Genomic DNA, 21,811 nt, shown 5'->3' with positions numbered 1-21,811 from the left:
CCTGAATCACATTCACTGCCCGGTCGGGCGAGGTGGTGCACAGCACCCGGCGTCTCGCGCGCGCGATGTATAGGCTCCCGGGTCATGTCACCACGGCGGATCGGGGTCATGGGCGGCACGTTCGACCCCGTGCACCACGGCCACCTCGTCGCGGCCAGCGAGGTCCAGTCCCGGTTCGGGCTCGACGAAGTGATCTTCGTCCCCACCGGGCAGCCCTGGCAGAAGACCAGCCGCCAGGTGACCAAGGCCGAGGACCGCTACCTGATGACGGTCATCGCGACCGCGTCCAACCCGGTCTTCTCGGTCAGCCGCGTCGACATCGACCGCGCCGGCCAGACCTACACCGTCGACACCCTGCGCGACCTCCACGCCGAGTACCCCGAGGACCAGCTCTTCTTCATCACCGGCGCCGACGCCCTCGAGCAGATCCTGACCTGGCACAAAGCCGACGAGCTGTTCGACTTCGCGCACTTCATCGGCGTCACCCGGCCCGGCTACCGGCTCAACTCGCACCACCTGCCCAGCGGCAAGGTGAGCCTCGTCGAGGTCACCGCGATGGCGATCTCGTCGACCGGCTGCCGCGACCGCGTCGAACGCGGGGAGCCGGTCTGGTACCTCGTTCCCGACGGCGTGGTCCGCTACATCACCAAGAAGGATCTCTACCGGAAGAGCGACTGAAGCGCCGCTGGTCGCGGCGGGTACTCTTCTCGGGCGAACCCGATCTGTGAAGGAGCACCGTGGCAGCCACGTCCGAGGCACGAGAGCTGGCCGTAGCGGCCGCACACGCGGCGGCGGACAAGAAGGCCAGCGACGTAGTCGTGCTGGACGTGTCCGAGCAGCTCGTCATCACCGACGCCTTCGTCATCGCCTCCGCGTCCAACGAGCGCCTGGTCGGCGCGATCGTCGACAACGTCGAGGAGAAGCTCCGCGAGAGCGGGCACAAGCCGGTCCGCCGCGAAGGCGCTCGCGAGGGCCGCTGGGTCCTGCTGGACTACGTCGACGTCGTCGTGCACGTCCAGCACGTCGAGGAGCGCACGTTCTACGGCCTCGAGCGGCTGTGGAAGGACTGCCCGCGCATCGAGGTGGCCGGTCTCGAGGAGCTGCCCGCCGACGAGGACCCGGACGTCCCGTGAGCCCGCGGCGGCTCGTGCTCTGGCGCCACGGCGAGACGGACTACAACGCCGCCGGGCGGATGCAGGGTCACCTCGACTCGGCGCTGACGCCGGTCGGCTGGAACCAGGCCCGGTTCGCGGTCCCCGCGCTGGCCCGGTTCTCCCCGGACCTCGTCATCGCGTCCGACCTGCGCCGCGCCACCGACACGGCCACCGTGCTCACCGACGCGATCGGCGTCCCGCTGCGGATCGACAAGCGCCTGCGCGAGACGCACCTCGGCGACTGGCAGGGCCTCACCGGCGCGGAGGTCGACGCGGCCTACCCCGGTGAGCGCGACCGCTGGCGCAAGGACGCGACCTGGGCGCCTCCCGGCGGCGAGAACCGCCTCGACGTCGCCGACCGCGCGGGCGAAGTGGTCACCGACTTGCAGCAGGCCAACTCCTCGGTGGGCGACACCGTGCTGCTGGCCGCGCACGGCGGGCTGATCACCGCGCTCACCGCGCGGCTGCTGAACCTGCCGGTCGAGGTCTGGCCGTCGCTGGGCGGGATCTCGAACTGCCACTGGGTCGAGCTGGGCGCGCGCGACGGGAAGTGGCGGCTGCACGCCTACAACGCGGGGATGCACGGCTAGCCGATGGGGCCGCGCCTGCTCGTGTTCGGCGATTCGCTGAGCTTTCACGGTCCCGAAGGACCCTGCGCCGCGGACGAGCCGCGGCTGTGGCCCAACGTCGCCGCTGCCGCGCTGGGCGGCACCGCCGACCTGGTCGCCGGGATCGGCTGGACCGCCCGGGACGCCTGGTGGTCGCTCACCGGCGATCCGCGGGTCTGGGCCGATCTGCACCACGTCGACGCGGTCGTGCTGGCGGTCGGCAGCATGGACACGCTGCCTTCGCCGTTGCCGACCTACCTGCGCACGGGGCTGAAGTACCTGCGTCCCGACCCCGTGCGGCGGGTGGTGCGCAAGGCTTACCTGGCCGCGCAGCCCCGGCTTTCGGTCGCGTTCCGCGGCCGTCCCGTGGTGCTGCCGGCCAAGCTCACCGTCCAGTACCTCGACACGGCGGTGGGTGCGCTGCGCGTCCTGCGTCCCGAACTGCCGATCTTCAGCATGCTGCCCTCGGTGCACCGCGCGGCCGCCTACGGGGGCGTGCACACCGCGCGGCCGGGCGCCACCGCCGCGATGACGGCCTGGGGCGCGCGAGCGGGAGTCCCGTTGCTGGACCTCGAAGCCGTTGTCGGAGAGCACGTCCTGAGCGGCGAAGGCAACCCGGACGGCATGCACTGGGGCTGGAAGGGACACGCTTCCGTGGGCGACGCGATGTCCGTGTTGATGGCGCCGGTGCTGGCCCCCGGCCACGTAGGCTGACGGCGTGTCGGTCGCCGTAGTCACGGATTCCACCGCCCACCTGCCGGAGGGCTTCGCCGAACGGCACGCGGTCCGGGTGGTGCCGCTGCACGTCCTGGTCGACGGCGTGGTCTCCCTCGACGGCGTCGAGACCGGCCCGGCGGCGGTCGCCGAGGCGATGAGCCAGCGCAAGATCGTCACGACGTCCCGGCCGACGCCCACGGAGTTCGTGAAGGAGTACCGCGCGGCACTGGCCGACGGCGCGGACTCGATCGTTTCGGTGCACCTCTCGCGCGAGCTGTCGGGCACCTGGGAAGCGGCGGTGCTGGCGGCGCAGGAGGTCGGGCCGGACCGGGTGCGCGTGGTCGACTCCCGCACCACCGCGATGGGGCTCGGGTTCGCCGCGCTGCACGCCGCTTCGGCTGCTGCGGAAGGGGCTTCGGCGGCGGAAGTCGAGGCCGCGGCCGTGACCGCGGCCGGGTGCTCGTCGACGTTGTTCGTCGTGGAAACCCTCGACCACCTGCGCCGCGGCGGCCGGATCGGCCCGGCGGCCGCGCTGCTCGGCACGGCACTGGCGGTGAAGCCGGTGCTGCACATGTCCGAAGGCCGGATCCTGCCGCTGGAGAAGGTCCGCACCATGAACCGGGCGCTCGCGCGGCTGGTCGAGCTCGCCGCCCAGGCTGCGCGGGACGACGACGTCGAACTGGCCGTTCACCACCTCGCTTCGCCGGAGCGGGCGGTCGAGCTGGCGAACCGGCTGGAAGAGGCCGTGCCGCGCTCGGCGGGCTGCGTGGTTTCCGAGCTGGGAGCGGTGATCGGGGCCCACACCGGGCCCGGCGTGCTCGGGGTGGTCGTTCAGCGGACGGTTCCCTCGCGCGGCTAGTGCGCCGGCCGTGAACCGGCAGGTGCACCGTAGGAACGTTCCCTTCAGGCACCCGGGCGGCCGGCGGTTCCGGCCACCGCACCGGCCGACGGCGCGCCGAACCCTCCAGGATGCCACCCGGGTACGACGGAAACGGCCGGTCCCGGCCCGGGCGGGGTGGATCCGTCCACATCACCCCGGTTGTCCACAGGACGCGGCGGCACCCCTGTCGGACGCCGTCCCGCGAGCCCTAACGTCGATCGTGTGTTCGAGCAGCCCGCCCGGGATCCGGGCCCACCCGTCAACGACCGGCTCACCTGGCTGGCCGACCAGCTCTCGCCCGACGAGAGCACGGTCGGGCCCGGCGGCCGGCTGGTCCGGCGCTGGCTGCCGGGCGGACCGGCCGGTGCCGGCCGCCGGCGGTGGGCGTTCGCCGGTGTCCTCGTGTCGGTCGTGGTGATCGTCCTCGGTTCGGTCGCGCTCTTCGGCGGCCCGCCGGCACCCGAGCCACCACCCGCGCTGCCCAGCGCGAAGCCGGCGAGCGAGGCGTCGGCCCGGGCCGCCCCGCAGGTCGGTCTGGTCGTCAGCGTGATCGGCCGCGTCCGGTCGCCCGGCCTCGTCACCGTGGTCCAGGGCGCCCGCGTCGCGGACGTGCTGCGGGCCGCGGGCGGCGCCGAGCCCGGCGCGGACCTGAGCGCGCTCAACCTCGCCCGCCGGGTGACCGACGGGGAACAGCTCGCGGTCGGGATCCCGGCGCCGGCCGCCGTGGCCGCCGGTGCTCCGGCCGGCGCCAGGGTCGACCTGAACGCGGCGAGCGCGGACCAGCTGGACACACTGCCCGGGGTCGGCGAGGTGACGGCTCAGCGGATCGTCCAGTGGCGCACCGAGCACGGCGGCTTCACGAAGGTCGAGCAACTGCGCGATGTCGGCGGCATCGGGGAAAGCAAGTTCGAAAAGCTGCGCGAGCAGGTGATGGTCGGATGAGCTCGCTGCCTGCGACCGACACCCGGCAGGACATGCGGCTCGTCCCGGCGGCGCTGGCGTGCTGGCTCGCCGCACTCGACGGCCTGCTGCTGGGCTGGTGGACGGCTGTCGCCGTCGGCCTCGCCTCGGCGGTGCTGGCCGGGCTGGTGCTCTGGCGGGCGCGGGGACGTCCCCGCGCGCTCGGCGCGGCGGCGGCCCTGCTGGTGCTGGGACTCGTCGCGGCGGGGCCGGTCGCCTGGCGGATCCGGGACGCGCAGCACGACGACCTCCGCGCGGCTGCGGCGGACGGGCTCCCCGCGTCGGTGCGGGTCGTCGTCGCCGAGCGACCGAAGCCCGTGCGCAGTGCGGGTTACGCCGACCAGCAGGCCGGTGCCCGGTCGGTCGTGCTGACTGCCGACGTCCGCACGGCATCGGTCGACGGCCGGCCGGTGAGGTCGTCCGGACGCGTCCTGCTGCTGGCACCGGTCGCGCAGTGGGCTTCGCTGCTGCCGGGCCAGGACGTGACGGCGAGCGGCCTGCTGATGCCGCCGCGCGGCTCGGACCTGACCGTCGCGGTGCTGTCCGTGCGCGGCCCGCCGGGCGACCTCGGGCCGGCGCCGTGGTGGCAGCGGACCGCGGCCGGGCTGCGTGCCGGGCTCCACGACCTGTGCCAGGTTCTGCCGGACGAACCGGCCGGCCTGCTGCCGGGGCTGGTCCTGGGCGACACGAGCGGGTTGTCGCCGCGCGTCGAGCAGGAGTTCGTCACCGCCGGGCTCGCCCATCTGACCGCCGTCAGCGGGGGAAATCTCGCCGTGGTGTGTGGCGCGGTCCTGCTCCTGCTGCGCTTGCTGCGGCTCGGGCCTCGGCTGTCGGCGGTGGCGGCCGGCACCTGTCTGGCGGGGTTCCTCGTCCTGGTCGGGCCGGAGCCGAGTGTGCTGCGGGCCGGGGTGATGGCGGCGGTCGCGTTGCTGGCTCTGGCGCTGGGCAGGCGAGGCTCGGCGTTGCCCGCGCTGGCGCTCGCGGTGTGCGTGCTGGTGGTGACGGATCCGGCGATGGCGACGGACTTCGGGTTCGCGCTCTCGGTGTTCGCCACGGCCGGGCTGGTCCTCATCGCGCCCCGCTGGGCCGCCACGCTGGCTCGTCGCGGCGTCCCGCCGGGGTTCGCCGAAGGACTGGCGATCCCGCTGGCCGCCTTCCTCGTGACGGCGCCGGTTCTCGCGGGGATGGCGGGCACGGTGAGCCTGGTTTCGGTGCTGACCAACGTCCTCGCCGCGCCCGTCGTGGCCCCGGCGACGGTGCTCGGCGTGCTGGCGACGGTGCTCGGCCCCTGGTGGCCGGGCGCCGGGAAGGTCCTGGTGCACCTGGCCGACCCGGAGGCCCGGTGGCTGATCACCGTGGCGCGCCACGGCGCGCGGGCTCCCGGCGCGGTCGTCGCGTGGCCCGGCGGCTGGGCGGGCGGGCTGCTCGCCGCCGCCGCGCTGGTGGTGCTGGTGCTGGCCGCCCGGCACCGGCGCGTGCGGCTGGCGATGGCGGTGCTGGTCGTCGGCGCGCTGCTGGTGTTCGTGCCGGTCCGGGTGCTCGCGCCGGCGTGGCCACCGCGGAACTGGGCGATGGTCGAGTGCGACGTCGGGCAGGGTGACGCGGTCGTGCTGGCGACCGCCGAGCCGGGACGCGCGGTCGTCGTGGACACCGGACCCGAGCCGGGGCCGGTGGACGAGTGCCTGCACCGGCTGGCGGTCGACCGGATCCCGCTACTGGTGCTGAGCCACCTGCACGCCGACCACATCGGCGGGCTGGCGTCGGTCTTCGACGGCCGGGCGGTCGGCGCGGTCGCCGTCGGCCCGGGGCGGGCGCCGGAGTGGGCGTGGCGGCAGGTCGCCGCGGAGGCGCGCCGGTGGGACGTGCCGCTGGTGGAGCTGAACCCGGGGGAGCGGCTGGCGTGGCCTGGGCTGTCGCTCGACGTCCTCGGCCCGCGCTACGTGCCGGAGCGCTCGGCCGGGCAGCAGGACGGCACGACGATCAACAACAGCTCGGTCGTCCTGCGGGCGCAGTCCGCGGCCGGCCGGATGCTCCTGACCGGCGACGTCGAACTGGCGGCGCAGGCGGATCTCTTGGCGGACATCGGAAATCTGAAGGCGGAGGTGTTGAAGGTGCCGCATCACGGGTCGCGTTATTCGCTGCCGGCTTTCCTCGCGGCGGTGGCGCCGCGGGTGGCGTTGGTCAGCGTCGGCGCGGGCAACACCTACGGGCATCCGAACAAGTCCACAATGGACACACTGACGGCGCTGGGTGCCCTGGTCACCCGGACCGACCTGGACGGCGACACCGCGGTGGTCGGCGACCCGGCGGGTCCGGCGGTCTCGCGCCGGGGCGAGCCGCGTGGCCCGCCCCGGCGCTGAAACCGGGGCGGGGACGGCGGAGCCCGTCAGTAGCCGAGCGCCTCGTTCACGGCCTTGGCCGACGGCGGCACGGTCGCCTTCGGGCCGACGTGGTTCTCGATCGCGTCGAGGGTCTTGAGGCCGTCGCCGGTGATCAGCAGCACCGTCTCGGCGTCCGGGTCGAGCTTGCCCGTCTCGATCAGCTTCTTCGCCGTCGCCACGGTGACCCCGCCCGCGGTCTCGGTGAAGATGCCTTCGGTGCGGGCCAGCAGCCGGATGCCTTCGACGACCTCTTCGTCGCTGACGTCCTCGATCGAGCCGCCGGTGCGGTTGACGATGTCGAGCACGTACGGGCCGTCGGCCGGGTTGCCGATCGCCAGCGAGCGGGCGATCGTGTCCGGCTTCACCGGCTGGACCACGTCCTGGCCTGCGCGGAACGCGGCCGACACCGGCGAGCAGCCGGTGGCCTGCGCGCCGAACACCTTGTACGGGCTGGCGTCCACGAGACCGAGCTGGCCCAGCTCGCGGAAACCCTTGTCCACCTTGGTCAGCTGCGAACCGGAGGCGATCGGCACGACGATCTGCGGCGGGATGCGCCAGCCGAGCTGCTCGGCGACCTCGAAGGCCAGCGTCTTCGAGCCTTCCGAGTAGTACGGCCGGACGTTCACGTTCACGAACGCCCACTTCGGGTGCTCACCGGCGAGCTCGGTGGCGAGGCGGTTGACGTCGTCGTAGTTGCCGTCGACGGCGATCAGATCACCGTCGTAGACCGCGGTGGTGAGGATCTTGGCGCGCTCGAGGGTCTTCGGGATCAGCACGACCGACCGCCAGCCCGCGCGGGCCGCGGCGGCGGCCGTCGCGTTGGCCAGGTTGCCGGTCGACGGACAGGCGAGCACCTCGAACCCGAACTCGCGGGCCGCGGCCAGCGCGACGGCGACGACGCGGTCCTTGAACGAGTGCGTCGGGTTGCCGGTGTCGTCCTTGACCCAGAGGCGCTTGAGGCCGAGCTCCTTGGCGAGGCGGTCGGCGCGGATGAGCCGGGTCGCGCCGGGCTCGGTGTTCGGGATCTCTTCGACGTTGGACGGAACCGGGAGGAGCTTCTTGTAGCGCCAGATGTTCTTGGGGCCGGCCTCGATGTCTTCGCGGCGGACGCGGCCGAAGTCGTAGGCGACCTCGAGCGGCGAGAAATCCTCGGCGGAGACGAACTCCGGGGCGAGCGGCTGCCGGTGGCCCTCTTCCTTCGACACCAGTTCGACGGCCGGACCGAGATCCGGGGTCTTCGTGGTGGAGGTCGTGCCGAGGGTTGCGGTCATCGCGAGGTTCCTTTCCTCATCTGCCCCGCCGAAGCGGGCCGGAATTGGCACCGTGGTCGTCAGCTACCCCGCGATCGCGGGATGACAGGCTGTACGCCGGTTGCCGGGGCTTCGTCGGGCCGTTCCCTCTGCCCCTCTGGATGAGCGGTATTCGGTTGTCGGTGCGCGCCAACGAGCGCGCCGCCTCCAGGACACCGTACGACATGGCGCTCACGCTGTGCCATGCCGGCCGCTCGACATCACCGGAGCGGGCGCACGGCAGCGCAAGTGAGAGGATTCACCCGTGACCGCGCAAGCCACCGCCCCGGCCCCGCTGCACCTGGTCCTGGGTGAGGAAGAACTGCTGATCGAGCGCGCCGTCCGCGAGACGCTCGCCGCGGCCCGCGCGATCGACGCCACGGCCGAGCTGACCCGGGTCCGGGTGTCCGATCTCACAGCCCCCGAGCTGGCCGAACTCGTCAGCCCGTCGCTGTTCAGCGAGGGCCGCGTGATCGTCCTGGAGTCGGCGCAGGACATCTCGCAGGAGCTGGCCGACGCGATGGCGTCCTACCTGAAGGACCCGGCGGACGGCGTCGTGCTGGTCGTCGTGCACACCGGCGGCGGCCGCAGCAAGGCGGGCAAGACGCTCCCGGCAGCATTGAAGAAGGCCGGCGCCGAGGTCACGGAGTGCCCGAAGCTCACCAAGCCGGCCGAGCGCGAGCAGTTCGTGCGGCACGAGGTGCGCCGGGCGGGCGGCAAGATCGACCCGGCCGGAGTCGCCGCGCTGATCGAGGCCGTGGGCTCCGACCTGCGGGAACTCTCCTCGGCCGCGATGCAGCTCGTCGCGGACGCGGGTGGGTCCGTCGACGCGGACGCGGTCCACCGCTACCACCGCGGCCGCGCGGACGTGACCGGGTTCGCGGTCGCGGAGAAGGCCGTGAGCGGCGACCGTTCGGCGGCCCTGGAGTCACTGCGCTGGGCGATGCAGCTGGGTGTCCCGCACGTCCTGGTCGCGGACGCACTGGCCGACGCGGTCCGCACGATCGCCCGGGTCTCGGGCGCGGGCCGGGGCAACCCGAACCAGCTGGCCGGCGAGCTGGGCATGCCGCCGTGGAAGATCCGCAAGGCGCAGGGCCAGGTCCGCGGCTGGAACCAGGACGGCCTGGCGACGGCGATGCGCGTGGTGGCGAGGCTGAACGCCGAGGTCAAGGGCGTGGCGGCGGACCCGGGCTACGCGCTGGAACGCGCGGTCCTCCAGGTGGCGGCCGCCAAGGGCGACCGCTGACCGCTCTTCCGGCTCGGAATCGCGCGAGTGCCGGTCCGCGCTCGCAAGCGCCCGCCGGCGGGGCCGCCTACGCCACGCGCGCTACGGCCACTGGATGATCGACGACGCCGCCATTCTCCCGCGCCCGCAGCTGCGCCGACAGCCTCAGGTCTCCTACGCCCGCAGCTGCGCCGACGGCCTCAGGTCCGGTGCTCGCAGCACCGCCCTCCACCGCGCGAAGCCGCCCCCGGGCATGAAGAAAGCCCCGGCCGAAGCCGGGGCTTTCCCAGAAATCAACCAGCTCAGAGCGCGTTGACGCGCTTCGCCAGCGCCGACTTCTTGTTGGCGGCCTGGTTGGCGTGGATGACGCCCTTCGAGACGGCCTTGTCCAGCTTCTGGGCGGCGTCGCGCTGCAGCTCGGCGGCCTTCGCCTTGTCGCCGGCGTCGGCGGCTTCGCGGACCTTGCGGATCGCGGTCTTCACCGAGGACCGGATCGCCTGGTTGCGCTGACGCGCCTTCTCGTTCGTCGTGATGCGCTTGATCTGCGACTTGATGTTGGCCATAGGGCAACTCCTGTTTCACTCGGTGAGATTCGCCGCCGCGCTGAAGTGGCCCCGCTCGCAAGAGCAGGTTTCCTCCATGACGGAATGCCGCACGGGCAGCGAGCGACAACTTTAACAGCCCAGCTCGGACGGCCCGCGACCGCGTCCGGCAAGACCCCGATCACCAGGAGTACGGTGGACGACGGTCAGTGCCTAGGGTTCCGTCGCCGGTCCGCGCGCTCCGCACCACACAACCAGGACCCGGCGAGTCTGGTCCGAGCGGCACCATCGGCGGGCCCGGACGGCCGGTCGTTCATCTGACGGGGCAAAAGCCTGGAGGACCCGGTTTTCGCGCGCGCGAAAACCCGTAAGGGGTCCCGTGAACACCACCGCCTTGTCCTTCGTCCTCATCGCCGCCGTCGTGCACGCCGCGTGGAACCTCGCCGCCAAGCGGATCTCCTCCGGCGGCACGCAGTTCGTCTGGCTCTACTACACGGTTTCCGCCGTCGTCCTGCTGCCCGTGACGGTCGTGCTGCTGGTCGTCGAGCCGCAACGTCCACAGTGGAGCTGGCTGCTGGCCGCCGTGGGCACGTCGGTGCTGCACGTCGCCTACGGCATCGTCCTGCAACGCGGCTACCGCGTCGGCGACCTCTCCGTCGTCTACCCCGTCGCGCGGGGCACCGGGCCGCTGCTGTCGGTGCTGGCGGCCGTCCTGGTGCTCGGCGAACGGCCCGGCTGGCTCGGGCTGCTCGGCGCGTTCCTGGTGATCACCGGGGTGCTGGTGATCAGCACCGGCCGCGGCGCCGGTGCGCACGACCCGGCCGCCGCGAAGGCACGGCGCGCGGGGATCCTGTACGGCCTCCTGACCGGCGCCACGATCGCCGGCTACACGCTCTGGGACGCGCACTCGGTGACCGGCATCGGCATGCCGCCGGTCGTCTACTTCGGCCTCGGCTCGGTGCTCCAGAGCGTCATGCTCGTGCCCGGCGCGCTGGCCGGCCGCGACGAGGTGGCCCGGATCTGGCGTGAACAGCGTCGTGAAGTGCTGATCGTCGCGCTGCTGTCGCCGCTGGCCTACATCCTCGTGCTGTTCGCGCTCACGATGGCGCCGGTCAGCCTGGTCGCGCCCGCCCGGGAGCTGAGCATCGTGCTCGGCGGCCTCGCCGCCTGGCTGGTGCTGGGCGAACGCGACGCCGCGCGGCGGCTCGCCGGGTCGGTGATCGTGCTGTCCGGGATCGCCGCGATTGCGGCCGCCTGAGCGCGTCCGGTAGGGATGGTCGGATGGAAGTCCTGAAGAGCCGGCTGCTGATCCGCCCGCGCGACGTGGCCGCCGCCACGGCGTTCTACCGCGACACCCTCGGCCTGGCCGTGGAGCGTGAGTTCCCCGGCGGCACGGTGTTCTTCCTCGGCCACGGCTCCCTGGAGGTCTCCGGCCGGGGCGAGACGGGCTCGTCGCCCGATCTGGTGCTCTGGGTGCAGGTCCGGGACCTGGCCGGCACCATGGCCGGCCTGAAGGCGAAGGGCCTGGAGCCGGTGCGGGACGCCCAGCGCGAGCCCTGGGGCCTCGACGAGGCCTGGATCGCCGACCCGGACGGCACGCGGATCGTGCTGGTCGAGGTGCCCGAAGGCCACCCGATCCGCACGGACACCCGCTAGGCGGGCTTGACGGCGCGCAGCTGCGCGGCCAGCGCCGCGAAGCCGGGCGGCTCCCAGGTCCAGGTCTGCAGGTCGGCGAAGCCCGCTTCGGCGGCTTCGTCGGCCAGGACGTGCCTGCTCACGGGCAGCCACTTCTCGTGCGCGGACAGCAGCAGCCGTCCGCCGGGGCGCAGCACCCGGACCAGCTCGGCGAACCCGGCCGCGCGGTCGTCCCAGAGCATGACGTTGTTGACGGTCAGCACGACGTCGACGGACCCCTCGGGTTCGCCGGTGTGCGCCGCCGACCCTTCGCGCAGCTCGACGCGGTCGCCGCAGCGCTCCTGGCAGAGCCCGAGCATCTCGGGGGAGGGGTCGACGCCGATGGTGCGCCCGGCCAGCCGCGCGGCGGCGTCCAGGCCGACGCCGGGGCCGGGGCCGACGACCAGGACGGTCTCGTCCGGCTCGATCCGGGCGAGGTCGACGATGCGCTGCTCGGTGGCGGCGTTGCCCCGCGCCATCACCCAGCCGCCGAGGCGGCCGAGCGCTCCGGAGGGGTGACCGAAGACACGGTCGAGGACGCGGGCGAAGCCGCCTGGATCCGGCTGGGGAGGTGGTGCCGGCTGGTGCGATGTGCTCATACTTCGAGGGCACCACGGATCAGCTGGCCTCGCATCGGGGATGACCCCCACCCGCACCCGGAGCGCCATGGGAGCATAGAGGTGGCCATCCCCGACTTTCCGAGGACTCATTCGAGTGACGACGTTCGCCGACACCACCTTCACGCCTCCGGAGCTCATCCGGAACTTCTGCATCATCGCGCACATCGACCACGGCAAGTCCACCCTGGCCGACCGCATGCTGCAGCTCACCGGCGTCGTGGAAGAGCGGGCCATGCGCGCGCAGTACCTCGACCGGATGGACATCGAGCGCGAGCGCGGGATCACGATCAAGGCGCAGAACGTCCGGCTGCCCTGGCAGGTCGACGGGCAGGACCACGTCCTGCACATGATCGACACCCCGGGCCACGTCGACTTCACCTACGAGGTCTCCCGGGCGCTGGAGGCGTGCGAAGGCGCTGTCCTGCTGGTCGACGCCGCGCAGGGGATCGAGGCCCAGACGCTGGCCAACCTGTACCTCGCGCTGGAGAACAACCTCCAGATCATCCCGGTGCTCAACAAGATCGACCTGCCCTCGGCCGACCCCGACAAGTACGCCGGTGAGCTGGCCCACATCATCGGCTGCGAGCCCGACGACGTCCTGCGGGTCTCGGCCAAGACCGGCATGGGCGTCGGCGCGCTGCTCGACGAGGTCGTGAAAATGGTTCCGGCGCCGCAGGGCGACGCGGACGCGCCGGCCCGCGCGATGATCTTCGACTCGGTGTACGACACCTACCGCGGCGTCGTCACCTACATCCGGGTCGTCGACGGCAAGATCACCCCGCGCGAGCGCATCAAGATGATGTCCACCGGCGCCACCCACGAGCTCCTGGAAGTCGGCATCATCTCGCCGGAACCGAAGGCCAGCAAGGGACTCGGCGTCGGCGAGGTCGGCTACCTGATCACCGGCGTGAAGGACGTCCGCCAGTCGAAGGTCGGCGACACCGTGACGTCCGAGCGCCACGGCGCCAAGGAAGCGCTGGCGGGCTACCGCGAACCGAAGCCGATGGTCTACTCCGGACTGTATCCGGTGGACGGTTCCGACTACCCGGAGCTGCGCGAGGCGCTGGACAAGCTCCAGCTCAACGACGCCGCGCTCGACTACGAGCCGGAGACGTCGGTGGCGCTGGGCTTCGGCTTCCGCTGCGGCTTCCTCGGCCTGCTGCACCTGGAGATCACACGTGACCGTCTCGAGCGCGAGTTCGGCCTCGACCTGATCTCGACGGCGCCGAACGTGGTCTACGACGTGGTCCTGGACGACGGCAAGGAAATCCACGTCACCAACCCGTCGGACTGGCCGACCGGCAGCAAGATCGACAAGGTGCTGGAGCCGGTCAGCAAGGTCAGCATCCTGGCGCCGTCGGAGTTCATCGGCACGATCATGGAGCTGTGCCAGAACAAGCGCGGCCAGCTGCTCGGCATGGACTACCTGTCCGAGGACCGCGTCGAGCTGCGCTACAACATGCCGCTGGGCGAAATCATCTTCGACTTCTTCGACACGCTGAAGTCGCGTACGCGCGGCTACGCGTCACTGGACTACGAAGAGGCCGGCACGCAGGCGGCGGACCTGGTCAAGGTGGACATCCTGCTGCAGGGCGAGGGCGTGGACGCGTTCTCCGCGATCGTGCACAAGGAAGACGCCTACAACTACGGCAACCGCATGGTGAACCGGCTCCGCGAGCTGATCCCGCGGCAGAACTTCGAGGTGCCGATCCAGGCGGCGATCGGTGCGCGGATCATCGCCCGCGAAACGATTCGCGCGATCCGCAAGGACGTTCTGGCCAAGTGCTACGGCGGTGACATCTCGCGGAAGCGGAAACTGCTGGAGAAGCAGAAGGAAGGCAAGAAGCGGATGAAGACCGTGGGCCGGGTGGAGGTCCCGCAGGAGGCCTTCGTCGCCGCACTGTCCACTGAGGACTCGGGCAAGAACAAGAAGTAACGCTTTCGAGTGAATGGCGGCCGCGGGACTCCCCGCGGCCGCCATTTGTGTCGGTGCCTTCTGGTGTGCTCTGGTCAGGGCAACGAAAGGAGAGCACGATGAACGACATCCGGTGCGTGGAGGAACTGAAGCAGGACGGTTCGACGTGGTTGCCGCGCCGTTCTCGATCCGGTTGTCCGACCAGCTCGAACTGCAACCGGATGTCTTGGTCGGCCGGATCGAAGACTTCACCGAGGACGATCTGCCGGCGCCACCGGTACTGGCGGTCGAGGTGCTGTCGCCGAGCACCGCGATCCACGACCTCAACACCAAGAAGGCGGTTTACGAACGGCTCGGCACAGCCAGCTACTGGGTGATCGATCCGGAGGAGCCCGCGCTGACGGTGTTCGAGCTGGACGAGGACGGTCACTACCAGCAGGTGGCCAAGGCCGCGGGCGACGAGATCTTCGAGGCCGAGCGGCCGTTCCCGATACGGATCGTGCCGAAAGAACTGCTGGGCCGGCTCGGCTGACCGCGACTCAGCGGATGCGGGGCGTGCCGCGGAGCTGGGCGTGCAGCTGCCGGTGGCGCAGTTCCTTCCGCACCCGGTCGATCACCGCGTCGAACAGGGCCGGGTCGAGGATCGCCGTCTGGTCGAACTGCCGTCGCTGCGGTGGTGCCGGTGCGAGACGGCCGCGGGGTGCATAGCGCTGCACGGAGCTCTCGACGCCTTCGCCGGTGACCAGGTCGACCCAGAGGGCGTCGCGCAGGTAGCCGTCTCCGAACCGGGCCGAACGGCGCGTCGAGACGTCGGCGATCTGCGACCACGGGATCACTCGCGTGCTGAGCGTGCCCGCCGGCACGCGGAGGCCCTCGTCGCCGAAGGTGAGGTCGCGCAGGCCCGCCAAGCCGCGCTTGAGCATGCGGGCGCGCGAGAGGCGGAAGGCCACGACAGCAATGAGCACGGTCGCCGCGTAGGCGCCGCCGATCAGCCACGGCGAGAGGCCGCGCACCAGACCGGCGACGAGCGCCGCGCCGAAACCGGCGTCGGCGACGAGGAGCACGCCGATCAGCATCTTGACCGGCGTGGTGACGCGGGAAGGGGACTCGGACAACGGGTCGACTCCTGGGGCCGGGTGGGTCAGGGGTTGCCGATGATCCGGTCGGCGGTCACGAACACCGCGACCCGCCGCTCTTCGGCCATCACGCGGTCGTACTCGTCCCAGTTGTCGTGGGTGCCGGTGGCGGCGACGAAGACGTCGCGCAGGAGCTTCGGCAGGCCCGCGGGGTCGAAGGCGGGATCGGGGTCGTCCGGCCCGACGAGGTGGGTGGCGCCGGTGACGGAGACCCAGTTCCAGCCGCGCCGGAAGGTCACGGTGGCGTGCCCGGCCCGCCGCAGCAGCGCGAGCTTGTGCGCCCGCCCGACGGCGACGTACGCGACACCGGGCGCACCGGTCACCGGGTCATCGAAGACACCGGCGTTGACGATGGAGGAGTGAACGGTGCCATCGGCGCGCGTGGTGGACACGGTGGCCAGGCCGTTCTCCCGCAGCGACAGGGTGCGAACCTGCTCGAGATCAACGCTCATGCCCCAACCTAACCCGCCGGGCGAACCCCGTGTTCCGGTTTCACCGGGTGAAGTGCGGTGCTGACCGTCCGCACCCGACCGGGAAAATCGCTGTCCGATCGCCGGAGCACAGTGCTAGACAGCCGGAGTGCACGACACCCTGGACTTCCCCGACCTGCTGCGGCTGATCGACCGGCGCGGCGCCGCCTTCCGCGCCGCGGTCGCCGCCGCGCCCAGCCTCGACGTGCCGGTGCCGACCTGCCCCGAGTGGACGCTGGCCGACCTCGTCCGGCACCTGGGCGAGGGGCGCCGGGCCTGGGCGGCCACCATCGCCGCCGGGCCGGACGCCACGGCCAAGGCCGCACCACCGAAGACCGCGCCTCAGGAGCGCGAAGCCCTGCTGGACTGGTTGGCCGCGGCGACGCGGGAGCTGCTGGACGCGTTGCGGGAGGCGGGCCCGGATCGCCGGTGCTGGGCGTGGTGGGGCAAGTCGCAGACGCCGCTGACCTGCGCTGGTGTCGCCCGGCGTCAGCTCCACGAGATGGCGGTGCACACCTATGACGCCCAGGTCGCCGCGGGCGTGCCCGAGCCGGTGCCGGCCGAGGTGGCCCTCGACGGCGTCGAGGAGTTCCTGCTCACCTTCTGCACGACGACGGTCGCGTGGCCGCACGAGCCCGCGGCCGCCGACTACCACGCCACCGAGGGCCGCTCCTGGCGCAACTGGCTTTCCGCCGACGGCTCCCGGGCCGCCCGCGTGATCGCGCCCCCTGCCGAGGGGGACGCGGCCACCGCGTCCGCCCGGGGGACGGCCAACGAGCTGGTTCTCGCCTTGTACGGCCGTATCCCGCTGGACTCCCTCGAGCTCGGCGGCAGCCGGCGGCTCTTCGACCAGCTCATCGACTGGGACCCGGAGCAGTAGGTCAGCAGGCGCCGTTGTCGGTCCACACTCCCCACTGGCCCGTCGTGCCCGGCTCCTCGCCCTGCGTCCACCACTTCGCCGTCCACTTGTGGGCGTTGTGCGACACGACGTTCCCGCCCGTGTACACCTGCGAAGCGCTCCACGCCGGGTCCGCGCACGTGCCCGGGTTCGTGGTCCCTCCCGTGTCCCACGAAACCTGCGACGACCGGTAGAAGTTGATCGACTGCGCCACCCAGCGCGGGGCCTGCGCGCCCAGCCGGGTCCGGAACGCCGTCCAGTCGTGCGTCGACCACGGCGACCAGCCCAGCTCGGCGTGCGCCGCCAACCGCGGGAACGCCAGGTAGTCGATGTCCGAAGGCGTCACCACCGTTTCCGCCCACAGCGGCGACTCCACCCCGCGGACAGCGGCCTCGCCCACGCCCGACAGGTACGCGCCCGGGTTCCAGCCGTACGCGTCCTGGACCTCGATGTAGCCCGCCCACGACAGGCCGATCGGCGTCGAGCTGTTGTACTTCATGTCCAGGTACGCCTTGTTCGCCGGCGACATGATCACCTTGCTGCCGCGGGAGACCGCCGCCGACACGCCCGCGTCCGATGTGGACGTTCCCCAGAACTGCGGCGACGCCGAAGCCGGCAGCGTGGCCTTCGCGATGTCGTGCCAGCCCACCACCGACTTGCCCGTCGCCGCCACCAGGGGGAGCACCTTGTTCACGAACGTCACGTAGTCCGCCGCCGACGTCGATTGGGCTTCGTCGCCGCCGATGTGGAGGTACGGGCCCGGCGTCAACGCCGCCAGTTCGCGCAGGACGTCGGCGATGAACGTGTATGTGATGTCCTTCGAGATGCACAGCGAGCTGTAGCCGACCGCGGTGTCGGTGCGCAAAGCAGGCGCCACCCCGTTGCAGTTCAGCTCCGCGTACGACGCCAGCGCCGCGTTCACGTGCCCCGGCATGTCGATCTCCGGGATCACCGTGATGTGCCGCGAGGCCGCGTAGGTCACGATGTCCGTGTACTGCGCCTTCGTGTAGTAGCCGCCCGCGCCGCCGCCGACCTGCGTGCTGCCGCCGTACGTCGCCAGTCGGGGCCAGCTGTCGATCTGGATGCGCCAGCCCTGGTCGTCGGCCAGGTGCAGGTGCAGGTTGTTGATCTTGTACTGGGCGAGCTGGTCGATGTACCGCTTGACCGTCGCCACCGGGTGGAAGTGCCGGGCGACGTCGAGCATCGCGCCGCGGTAGCCGAACCGCGGGTAGTCGACGATCGTCGCGCCCGGGACGCTCCACGGGCCCGTCTGGAGAGAGGGGCTTTCGACGCGGCCCGGCAGCATCTGCCGCAGCGTCTGGACGCCCGCGAAGAGCCCGTCGGCCGTCTGGGCGCGCAGGGTGACCGAGGACGCCGTCGACACGAGCTGGTAGCCCTGCGTGCCGACGGACGCGGGCGCGCCGCTCAGCAGCAGCGCGATGCTGTCGGACGGCACGGACGCCGGCGCGTCGGACACCGGCAGCGCGAAGCCGGTCGACGGCCGCAGCACGCCGGCCAGGTAGTCGCCGACCTGCTTCGCGGGCGCCGAGCCGGCTTCGGTGACGATCTTCGTCGTCGAGACGAGCGGGAAGGTGACCCCGGCCGCCGGGGTCACCGAGGCCGGCACGGGCACGATCGACTGCAGTGCCGGCGTGGCCGCCGCGGCCGGTGCCAGCTGGGCGGCGGTCGTACTGGCGCCGACCAGCGCCAGTACGGCGAGCGCGCGGGCGAGACGCCGCGCGAAGGGAGTCTTCACCGGGGACCTCCTGGCGGGAAGGGCGCGACATCGCCGTCGCACCTGCCCGGATCGTCGCATTTCTACCGACGATGGTCTAGACCAGATAGGGTGGTTAGGCTCGCGTGGTGCAGCGGGACTTCGAGCCGGGATCGCCGTTCGCGCTGCTTTCCGGCGGCGAGACGGCCGTCTGGTACGCGTACATGAAGGTGCACCTGCGCCTGGAGTACGAGCTGAACCGGCAGCTGCGGGCGGACAGCGGCATCTCGCTGGCCGACTACCACGTGCTGGTCGCCCTGACGAGCGAGCCCGGTGGTCGGATGCGGGTCACCGACCTCGCGATCCGCATCGGCTGGGAGCGCAGCCGGCTCTCGCACCACCTGAAGCGGATGCGCGAGCGCGGTCTGGTGGAAACCGGCGCCCATCCCGAGGACCGCCGGGCCGTCGACGTGGAGCTGTCCGAGGTCGGCTGGGAGACGCTGCGCCAGGCCACGCCGGAGCACGTCGAGTTCGTGCGCAAGGCTTTCCTGGACGCGCTCGAGCCCGATGAGCGGGCGCGGCTGGCGACCTCGCTCGAGCAGGTCTACGACGCGCTCGTCGAGCACGGCAGCCTGCCCCGGCCGGCGGACCACCCCTGATCCCAGTTGCGTGATGTTTCACGTAATGTGGCGTTCGGTCCGCTCGAGAAAAGGGGTGCGCGATGGCGACGGTGGCCGAGCTGATGGAAGCCAACCTGCTCCAGGTCTTCAACGAACGTGACGACGAGCGGCGCGCGAAGGCGATCGCCGCGACGTACGCCGCCGACGTCACGTTCGCCGATCCCGAAGGGGTGGCGACCGGGCACGGCGAACTGGCCGCCAAGGCCAAGGGCCTGCTGGACCAGTCGCCGGGGTTCGTGTTCGCCGCGGCCGGTCCGGTGCTGGTCAACCACGACCTGGGGCACCTGGCCTGGGCTTTCGGCCCGGAAGGCGCGCCGCCGGTCGTGCGGGGGATCGATGTCGCCCTCGTCGAAGACGGGCGCATCAAGAAGCTCTACACCATGCTGCTGCCGGACTGAGCCGATTAGGGTCGGGGGCATGTTCGACGAGCTGACGTTCCCGGTCATCGCCGCCCCGATGGCGGGCGGGCCGACCACGCCCGAGCTGGTCGCGGCGGTCACCGAAGCCGGCGGCTTCGGCTTCCTCTCGGCGGGCATGCTCACCCCCGCGGCGCTCGCCGCGCAGATCGGCCGCACGCGGGAGCTGACCGGCGGCGAGTTCGGGGTCAACCTCTTCGTCCCGCAGCTCGACACCGGCGCCGACGTCTCCGCGCACCGCGAGCGGCTTCAGGCTTTCGCCCGCGAGTACGACGTCGAGCTCGGCGAACCGAAGTGGGACGACGACGCGTACCCCGCGAAGCTGGACGTCGTGCTCGAGAAGCGGATCCCCGTCGTCTCGTTCACGTTCGGGCCGCCGTCGCCTTCGGACATCGTCAGGCTCAAGGAGGCCGGCTGCGCGGTGGTCGTCACCGTGACCACCCCGGAAGCTGCACAGCGGGCCGCGGACCTCGGCGCCGACGCGCTCGTCCTGCAGGGTTTCGAAGCGGGCGGGCACCGGTCCCTGTTCACCGACGACGCGAGCCGGCCCGGCGGCGGCGCCGAATACGGGGTCCTTGCCCTGCTGCGGCTCGTCGCCGCCCACGTCGACCTGCCGCTGGTTGCGGCCGGAGGCCTGGTGCACGGCGCGGACGTCGCCGCCGTGCTCGCCGCGGGAGCCGTCGCCGCCCAGCTGGGCACGGTCTTCCTGCGCGCCGACGAAGCCGGGACGTCCGAGGCCCACCGCAAGGCCCTGGCGCTGGCCGAGCGCGAGACGGCCTTCACGCGTGCCTTCAGCGGCCGCCCGGCGCGCGGGCTGGTCAACAAGTTCATGGACGCGCTGTCCGAGGGCGCACCGGCGGCCTACCCGCAGCTGAACAGCCTCGCCGGGCCGGTGCGCAAGGCGGCGGCGAAGGCCGGCGACCCTGAAGCGATCTCGCTCTGGGCCGGCCAGACCTACCCGCTCGCCTACAACGCGTCGGCCGCCGTCATCCTCGAACGGCTGAAGGTCGAGGCGCGCGACGCCGCCGCCCGCCTCGACCGGATCCGCTAGCTGCTCTTTTCGGCAGGACCGTCAGTGCGGTTCAGCAGCGAGTGCCGCCGGCTGTAGAGGAAGTAGATGACCATGCCGATGGCGAACCAGATCGCGAACCGGATCCAGGTCGCCGGCTGCAGGAACGTGATCAGCCAGATCGAGAACACGATGCCGATCGCCGGGACCACCGGCATGCCCGGTGTCTTGAACGTCCGCGGCAGGTCCGGCTGCTTGTAGCGCAGCACGATCACCGCGACGCAGACGACGACGAACGCGAGCAGGATGCCGATGTTCGTCAGCTCCGCGGCTTCGCCGATCGGCAGCACCCCGGCGATGATCGCGGACGCGCCCCCGAGGATCCACGTCATCCGGCTCGGCACCTGGCGCTTCGCGTTCGTCTTCCCGAACCACGCCGGGAGCAGGCCGTCGCGGCTCATCGAGTAGCCGACGCGGGTGGCGCCCATCAGGAACGTGAACAGCACGGTGAGGATGCCGATGATGGCGCCGATCGCGATCACCGTGGCCAGCCCAGAGAGGCCGACCGACTTGAACGCCGTCGAGAAGCCGCTCTTCGGGTCGATCTCGGTGTACTTCTGCATGCCGGTCAGCACCAGGCAGGCCAGCACGTACAGCACCATCGAGATGGCCAGCGAGTAGATGATCGCCTTCGGCATGTGCCGCGTCGCGTCCTTGGACTCCTCCGCGGCGGTGCTCATGGCGTCGTAGCCGAAGACGGCGAAGAAGACCGTCGCCGCGCCGGTCACCGCGCCACCGAAGCCGGCCGGGGCGAACGGCGTGTAGTTGCCGGTCTTGACGTAGAAGAAGCCGACCAGGATGACCACCAGCACGATCAGGACCTTGATCCCGACCATCACGGTCTCGAACCGGGCGGCGCTGCGGATGCCGCGGTTGAGCAGGTAGGCGATCAGCAGGCACAGCAGCATGGCGAACAGGTCGACCTTGTGGCCGGGTCCGGTGCCGGGCGCGCCGAGCATCCAGGCGGGCAGGTCGAGCCCGAGCTGGCCGAGCAGGAAACTGAAGTAGCCGGAGATGCCGATCGCCACCACCGCCACGATCGCGGTGTACTCCAGCAGCAGGTCCCAGCCGATGAACCAGCCGACGACTTCGCCGAGCACCGCGTAGCCGTAGGTGTAGGCCGAACCGGCCTTCGGGATCAGGCCCGCGAACTCGGCGTAGGAGAACGCGGCCGCGGCGCTCGCGATGCCGGCGATGAGGAACGAGATCAGCACGGCCGGGCCGACACCGGGGATGCCCGCCGAGTCGTCGCCGTGCGCGACGCTGCCGGCGAGGGCGAAGATCCCGGCGCCGATGATGCCGCCGATGCCGATGGCGGTCAGCTGCCACAGGCCCAGGGTGCGTTTCAGGCCACCGGCTTCGCTGGTGTCCTGGATCTGGTCGATCGGCTTGCGCCGGAAGATGCCGGAGCCGGAACTGGAACCCAAGCCTCCTGGAGCGGACATCATCGTCTCCCGAACGTC

At 71.7% G+C, this 21,811-nt stretch carries 23 protein-coding genes and 1 riboswitch; of the genes, 16 read left to right on the top strand and 7 right to left on the bottom strand.

Annotation, left to right across the window (positions count from 1 at the left end; translation table 11 throughout):
- Positions 1-108 precede the first annotated feature (108 nt).
- The 7 genes from nadD (at position 109) to QQ657_RS11375 (ending at position 6,679) form a co-directional block, all read left to right on the top strand.
- Positions 109-678, top strand: a complete 570-nt coding sequence (gene nadD / locus QQ657_RS11405; RefSeq protein ID WP_434056734.1) for a nicotinate-nucleotide adenylyltransferase — start codon at positions 109-111, stop codon at positions 676-678.
- Between the two features lie 59 nt (positions 679-737).
- The gene (gene rsfS / locus QQ657_RS11400) at positions 738-1,133 is read left to right on the top strand and encodes a ribosome silencing factor (protein WP_284742044.1); all 396 of its coding nucleotides are present in this window, start codon (positions 738-740) and stop codon (positions 1,131-1,133) included.
- A complete protein-coding gene (locus QQ657_RS11395) occupies positions 1,130-1,744 on the top strand; it encodes a histidine phosphatase family protein (RefSeq protein WP_284742043.1) in 615 nt (204 codons plus the stop codon). Before rsfS ends, QQ657_RS11395 begins: the two co-directional genes overlap by 4 nt.
- 3 nt (positions 1,745-1,747) lie before the next feature.
- Entirely contained in the window at positions 1,748-2,476 is a 729-nt protein-coding gene (gene octT / locus QQ657_RS11390) for a diglucosylglycerate octanoyltransferase (protein ID WP_284742042.1), read from the top strand.
- Between the two features lie 4 nt (positions 2,477-2,480).
- Positions 2,481-3,338, top strand: coding sequence for a DegV family protein (locus tag QQ657_RS11385; RefSeq protein WP_284742041.1), 858 nt, complete (start codon positions 2,481-2,483; stop codon positions 3,336-3,338).
- 243 nt (positions 3,339-3,581) lie between these two features.
- Positions 3,582-4,301 (top strand): ComEA family DNA-binding protein, encoded by a 720-nt coding sequence (locus QQ657_RS11380; RefSeq protein ID WP_284742040.1) that lies wholly within the window; start codon positions 3,582-3,584, stop codon positions 4,299-4,301.
- Positions 4,298-6,679 carry a ComEC/Rec2 family competence protein gene (locus QQ657_RS11375; protein ID WP_284742039.1) on the top strand — a complete coding sequence of 794 codons (2,382 nt, stop codon included), beginning with the start codon at positions 4,298-4,300 and terminating at the stop codon, positions 6,677-6,679. The genes QQ657_RS11380 and QQ657_RS11375 overlap by 4 nt, the downstream gene beginning before the upstream one ends.
- Before the next feature lie 26 nt (positions 6,680-6,705).
- Here QQ657_RS11375 and thrC read toward each other — a convergent pair whose 3' ends face one another.
- Positions 6,706-7,971: a threonine synthase gene (gene thrC, locus QQ657_RS11370; RefSeq protein ID WP_284742038.1), complete on the bottom strand. Its 1,266-nt coding sequence runs from the start codon at positions 7,969-7,971 to the stop codon at positions 6,706-6,708.
- A 13-nt stretch (positions 7,972-7,984) separates the two neighbouring features.
- Positions 7,985-8,118: riboswitch (SAM riboswitch) on the bottom strand.
- Positions 8,119-8,254: 136 nt separating this feature from the next.
- Between thrC and holA the strand changes: the two genes are divergently transcribed.
- Positions 8,255-9,235 (top strand): DNA polymerase III subunit delta, encoded by a 981-nt coding sequence (holA, locus tag QQ657_RS11365; RefSeq protein WP_284742037.1) that lies wholly within the window; start codon positions 8,255-8,257, stop codon positions 9,233-9,235.
- 281 nt (positions 9,236-9,516) lie between these two features.
- Here holA and rpsT read toward each other — a convergent pair whose 3' ends face one another.
- Positions 9,517-9,777 carry a 30S ribosomal protein S20 gene (rpsT, locus tag QQ657_RS11360; RefSeq protein ID WP_284742036.1) on the bottom strand — a complete coding sequence of 87 codons (261 nt, stop codon included), beginning with the start codon at positions 9,775-9,777 and terminating at the stop codon, positions 9,517-9,519.
- A 358-nt stretch (positions 9,778-10,135) separates the two neighbouring features.
- On the opposite strand from rpsT, the gene QQ657_RS11355 reads away from it, so the two are divergent.
- Together QQ657_RS11355 and QQ657_RS11350 are read left to right on the top strand one after the other, a co-directional pair.
- Entirely contained in the window at positions 10,136-11,014 is an 879-nt protein-coding gene (locus QQ657_RS11355; protein WP_284742035.1) for a DMT family transporter, read from the top strand.
- Positions 11,015-11,037: 23 nt separating this feature from the next.
- Positions 11,038-11,412, top strand: a complete 375-nt coding sequence (locus QQ657_RS11350) for a VOC family protein (protein WP_284742034.1) — start codon at positions 11,038-11,040, stop codon at positions 11,410-11,412.
- Here the strand turns inward: QQ657_RS11350 and QQ657_RS11345 are convergent.
- The gene (locus tag QQ657_RS11345) at positions 11,409-12,029 is read right to left on the bottom strand and encodes a class I SAM-dependent methyltransferase (protein WP_284742033.1); all 621 of its coding nucleotides are present in this window, start codon (positions 12,027-12,029) and stop codon (positions 11,409-11,411) included. The genes QQ657_RS11350 and QQ657_RS11345 overlap by 4 nt on opposite strands.
- 115 nt (positions 12,030-12,144) lie before the next feature.
- Between QQ657_RS11345 and lepA the strand changes: the two genes are divergently transcribed.
- Positions 12,145-13,986, top strand: a complete 1,842-nt coding sequence (gene lepA / locus QQ657_RS11340; RefSeq protein WP_284742032.1) for a translation elongation factor 4 — start codon at positions 12,145-12,147, stop codon at positions 13,984-13,986.
- 13 nt (positions 13,987-13,999) lie between these two features.
- A complete protein-coding gene (locus QQ657_RS11335) occupies positions 14,000-14,497 on the top strand; it encodes a Uma2 family endonuclease (RefSeq protein WP_284742031.1) in 498 nt (165 codons plus the stop codon).
- A gap of 7 nt (positions 14,498-14,504) precedes the next feature.
- Here QQ657_RS11335 and QQ657_RS11330 read toward each other — a convergent pair whose 3' ends face one another.
- Together QQ657_RS11330 and QQ657_RS11325 are read right to left on the bottom strand one after the other, a co-directional pair.
- The gene (locus QQ657_RS11330; RefSeq protein WP_284742030.1) at positions 14,505-15,080 is read right to left on the bottom strand and encodes a PH domain-containing protein; all 576 of its coding nucleotides are present in this window, start codon (positions 15,078-15,080) and stop codon (positions 14,505-14,507) included.
- A 26-nt stretch (positions 15,081-15,106) separates the two neighbouring features.
- The gene (locus QQ657_RS11325) at positions 15,107-15,553 is read right to left on the bottom strand and encodes a pyridoxamine 5'-phosphate oxidase family protein (RefSeq protein WP_284742029.1); all 447 of its coding nucleotides are present in this window, start codon (positions 15,551-15,553) and stop codon (positions 15,107-15,109) included.
- 127 nt (positions 15,554-15,680) lie between these two features.
- On the opposite strand from QQ657_RS11325, the gene QQ657_RS11320 reads away from it, so the two are divergent.
- On the top strand, positions 15,681-16,451 hold the full coding sequence (locus QQ657_RS11320) for a maleylpyruvate isomerase family mycothiol-dependent enzyme (protein WP_284742028.1): 771 nt from the start codon (positions 15,681-15,683) through the stop codon (positions 16,449-16,451).
- Between the two features lies 1 nt (position 16,452).
- On the opposite strand, the gene QQ657_RS11315 is transcribed toward QQ657_RS11320, so the two are convergent.
- Positions 16,453-18,225: a beta-N-acetylhexosaminidase gene (locus QQ657_RS11315; RefSeq protein WP_284742027.1), complete on the bottom strand. Its 1,773-nt coding sequence runs from the start codon at positions 18,223-18,225 to the stop codon at positions 16,453-16,455.
- Positions 18,226-18,332: 107 nt separating this feature from the next.
- Here QQ657_RS11315 and QQ657_RS11310 point away from each other — a divergent pair, with 107 nt between their 5' ends.
- The 3 genes from QQ657_RS11310 (at position 18,333) to QQ657_RS11300 (ending at position 20,330) form a co-directional block, all read left to right on the top strand.
- Complete coding sequence (locus QQ657_RS11310) at positions 18,333-18,842, top strand: MarR family winged helix-turn-helix transcriptional regulator (protein ID WP_284742026.1); 510 nt, start codon at positions 18,333-18,335, stop codon at positions 18,840-18,842.
- 62 nt (positions 18,843-18,904) lie between these two features.
- Positions 18,905-19,261, top strand: a complete 357-nt coding sequence (locus QQ657_RS11305; RefSeq protein ID WP_284742025.1) for a nuclear transport factor 2 family protein — start codon at positions 18,905-18,907, stop codon at positions 19,259-19,261.
- A 19-nt stretch (positions 19,262-19,280) separates the two neighbouring features.
- Positions 19,281-20,330 carry an NAD(P)H-dependent flavin oxidoreductase gene (locus QQ657_RS11300; RefSeq protein WP_284742024.1) on the top strand — a complete coding sequence of 350 codons (1,050 nt, stop codon included), beginning with the start codon at positions 19,281-19,283 and terminating at the stop codon, positions 20,328-20,330.
- Here the strand turns inward: QQ657_RS11300 and QQ657_RS11295 are convergent.
- Entirely contained in the window at positions 20,327-21,793 is a 1,467-nt protein-coding gene (locus QQ657_RS11295; RefSeq protein WP_284742023.1) for an amino acid permease, read from the bottom strand. The genes QQ657_RS11300 and QQ657_RS11295 overlap by 4 nt on opposite strands.
- Between the last annotated feature and the right edge of the window lie 18 nt (positions 21,794-21,811).

Source organism: Amycolatopsis ponsaeliensis, from assembly GCF_030182635.1.
Classification (GTDB): domain Bacteria; phylum Actinomycetota; class Actinomycetes; order Mycobacteriales; family Pseudonocardiaceae; genus Amycolatopsis; species Amycolatopsis ponsaeliensis.
This window is presented reverse-complemented; position numbering and strand designations above follow the sequence as displayed.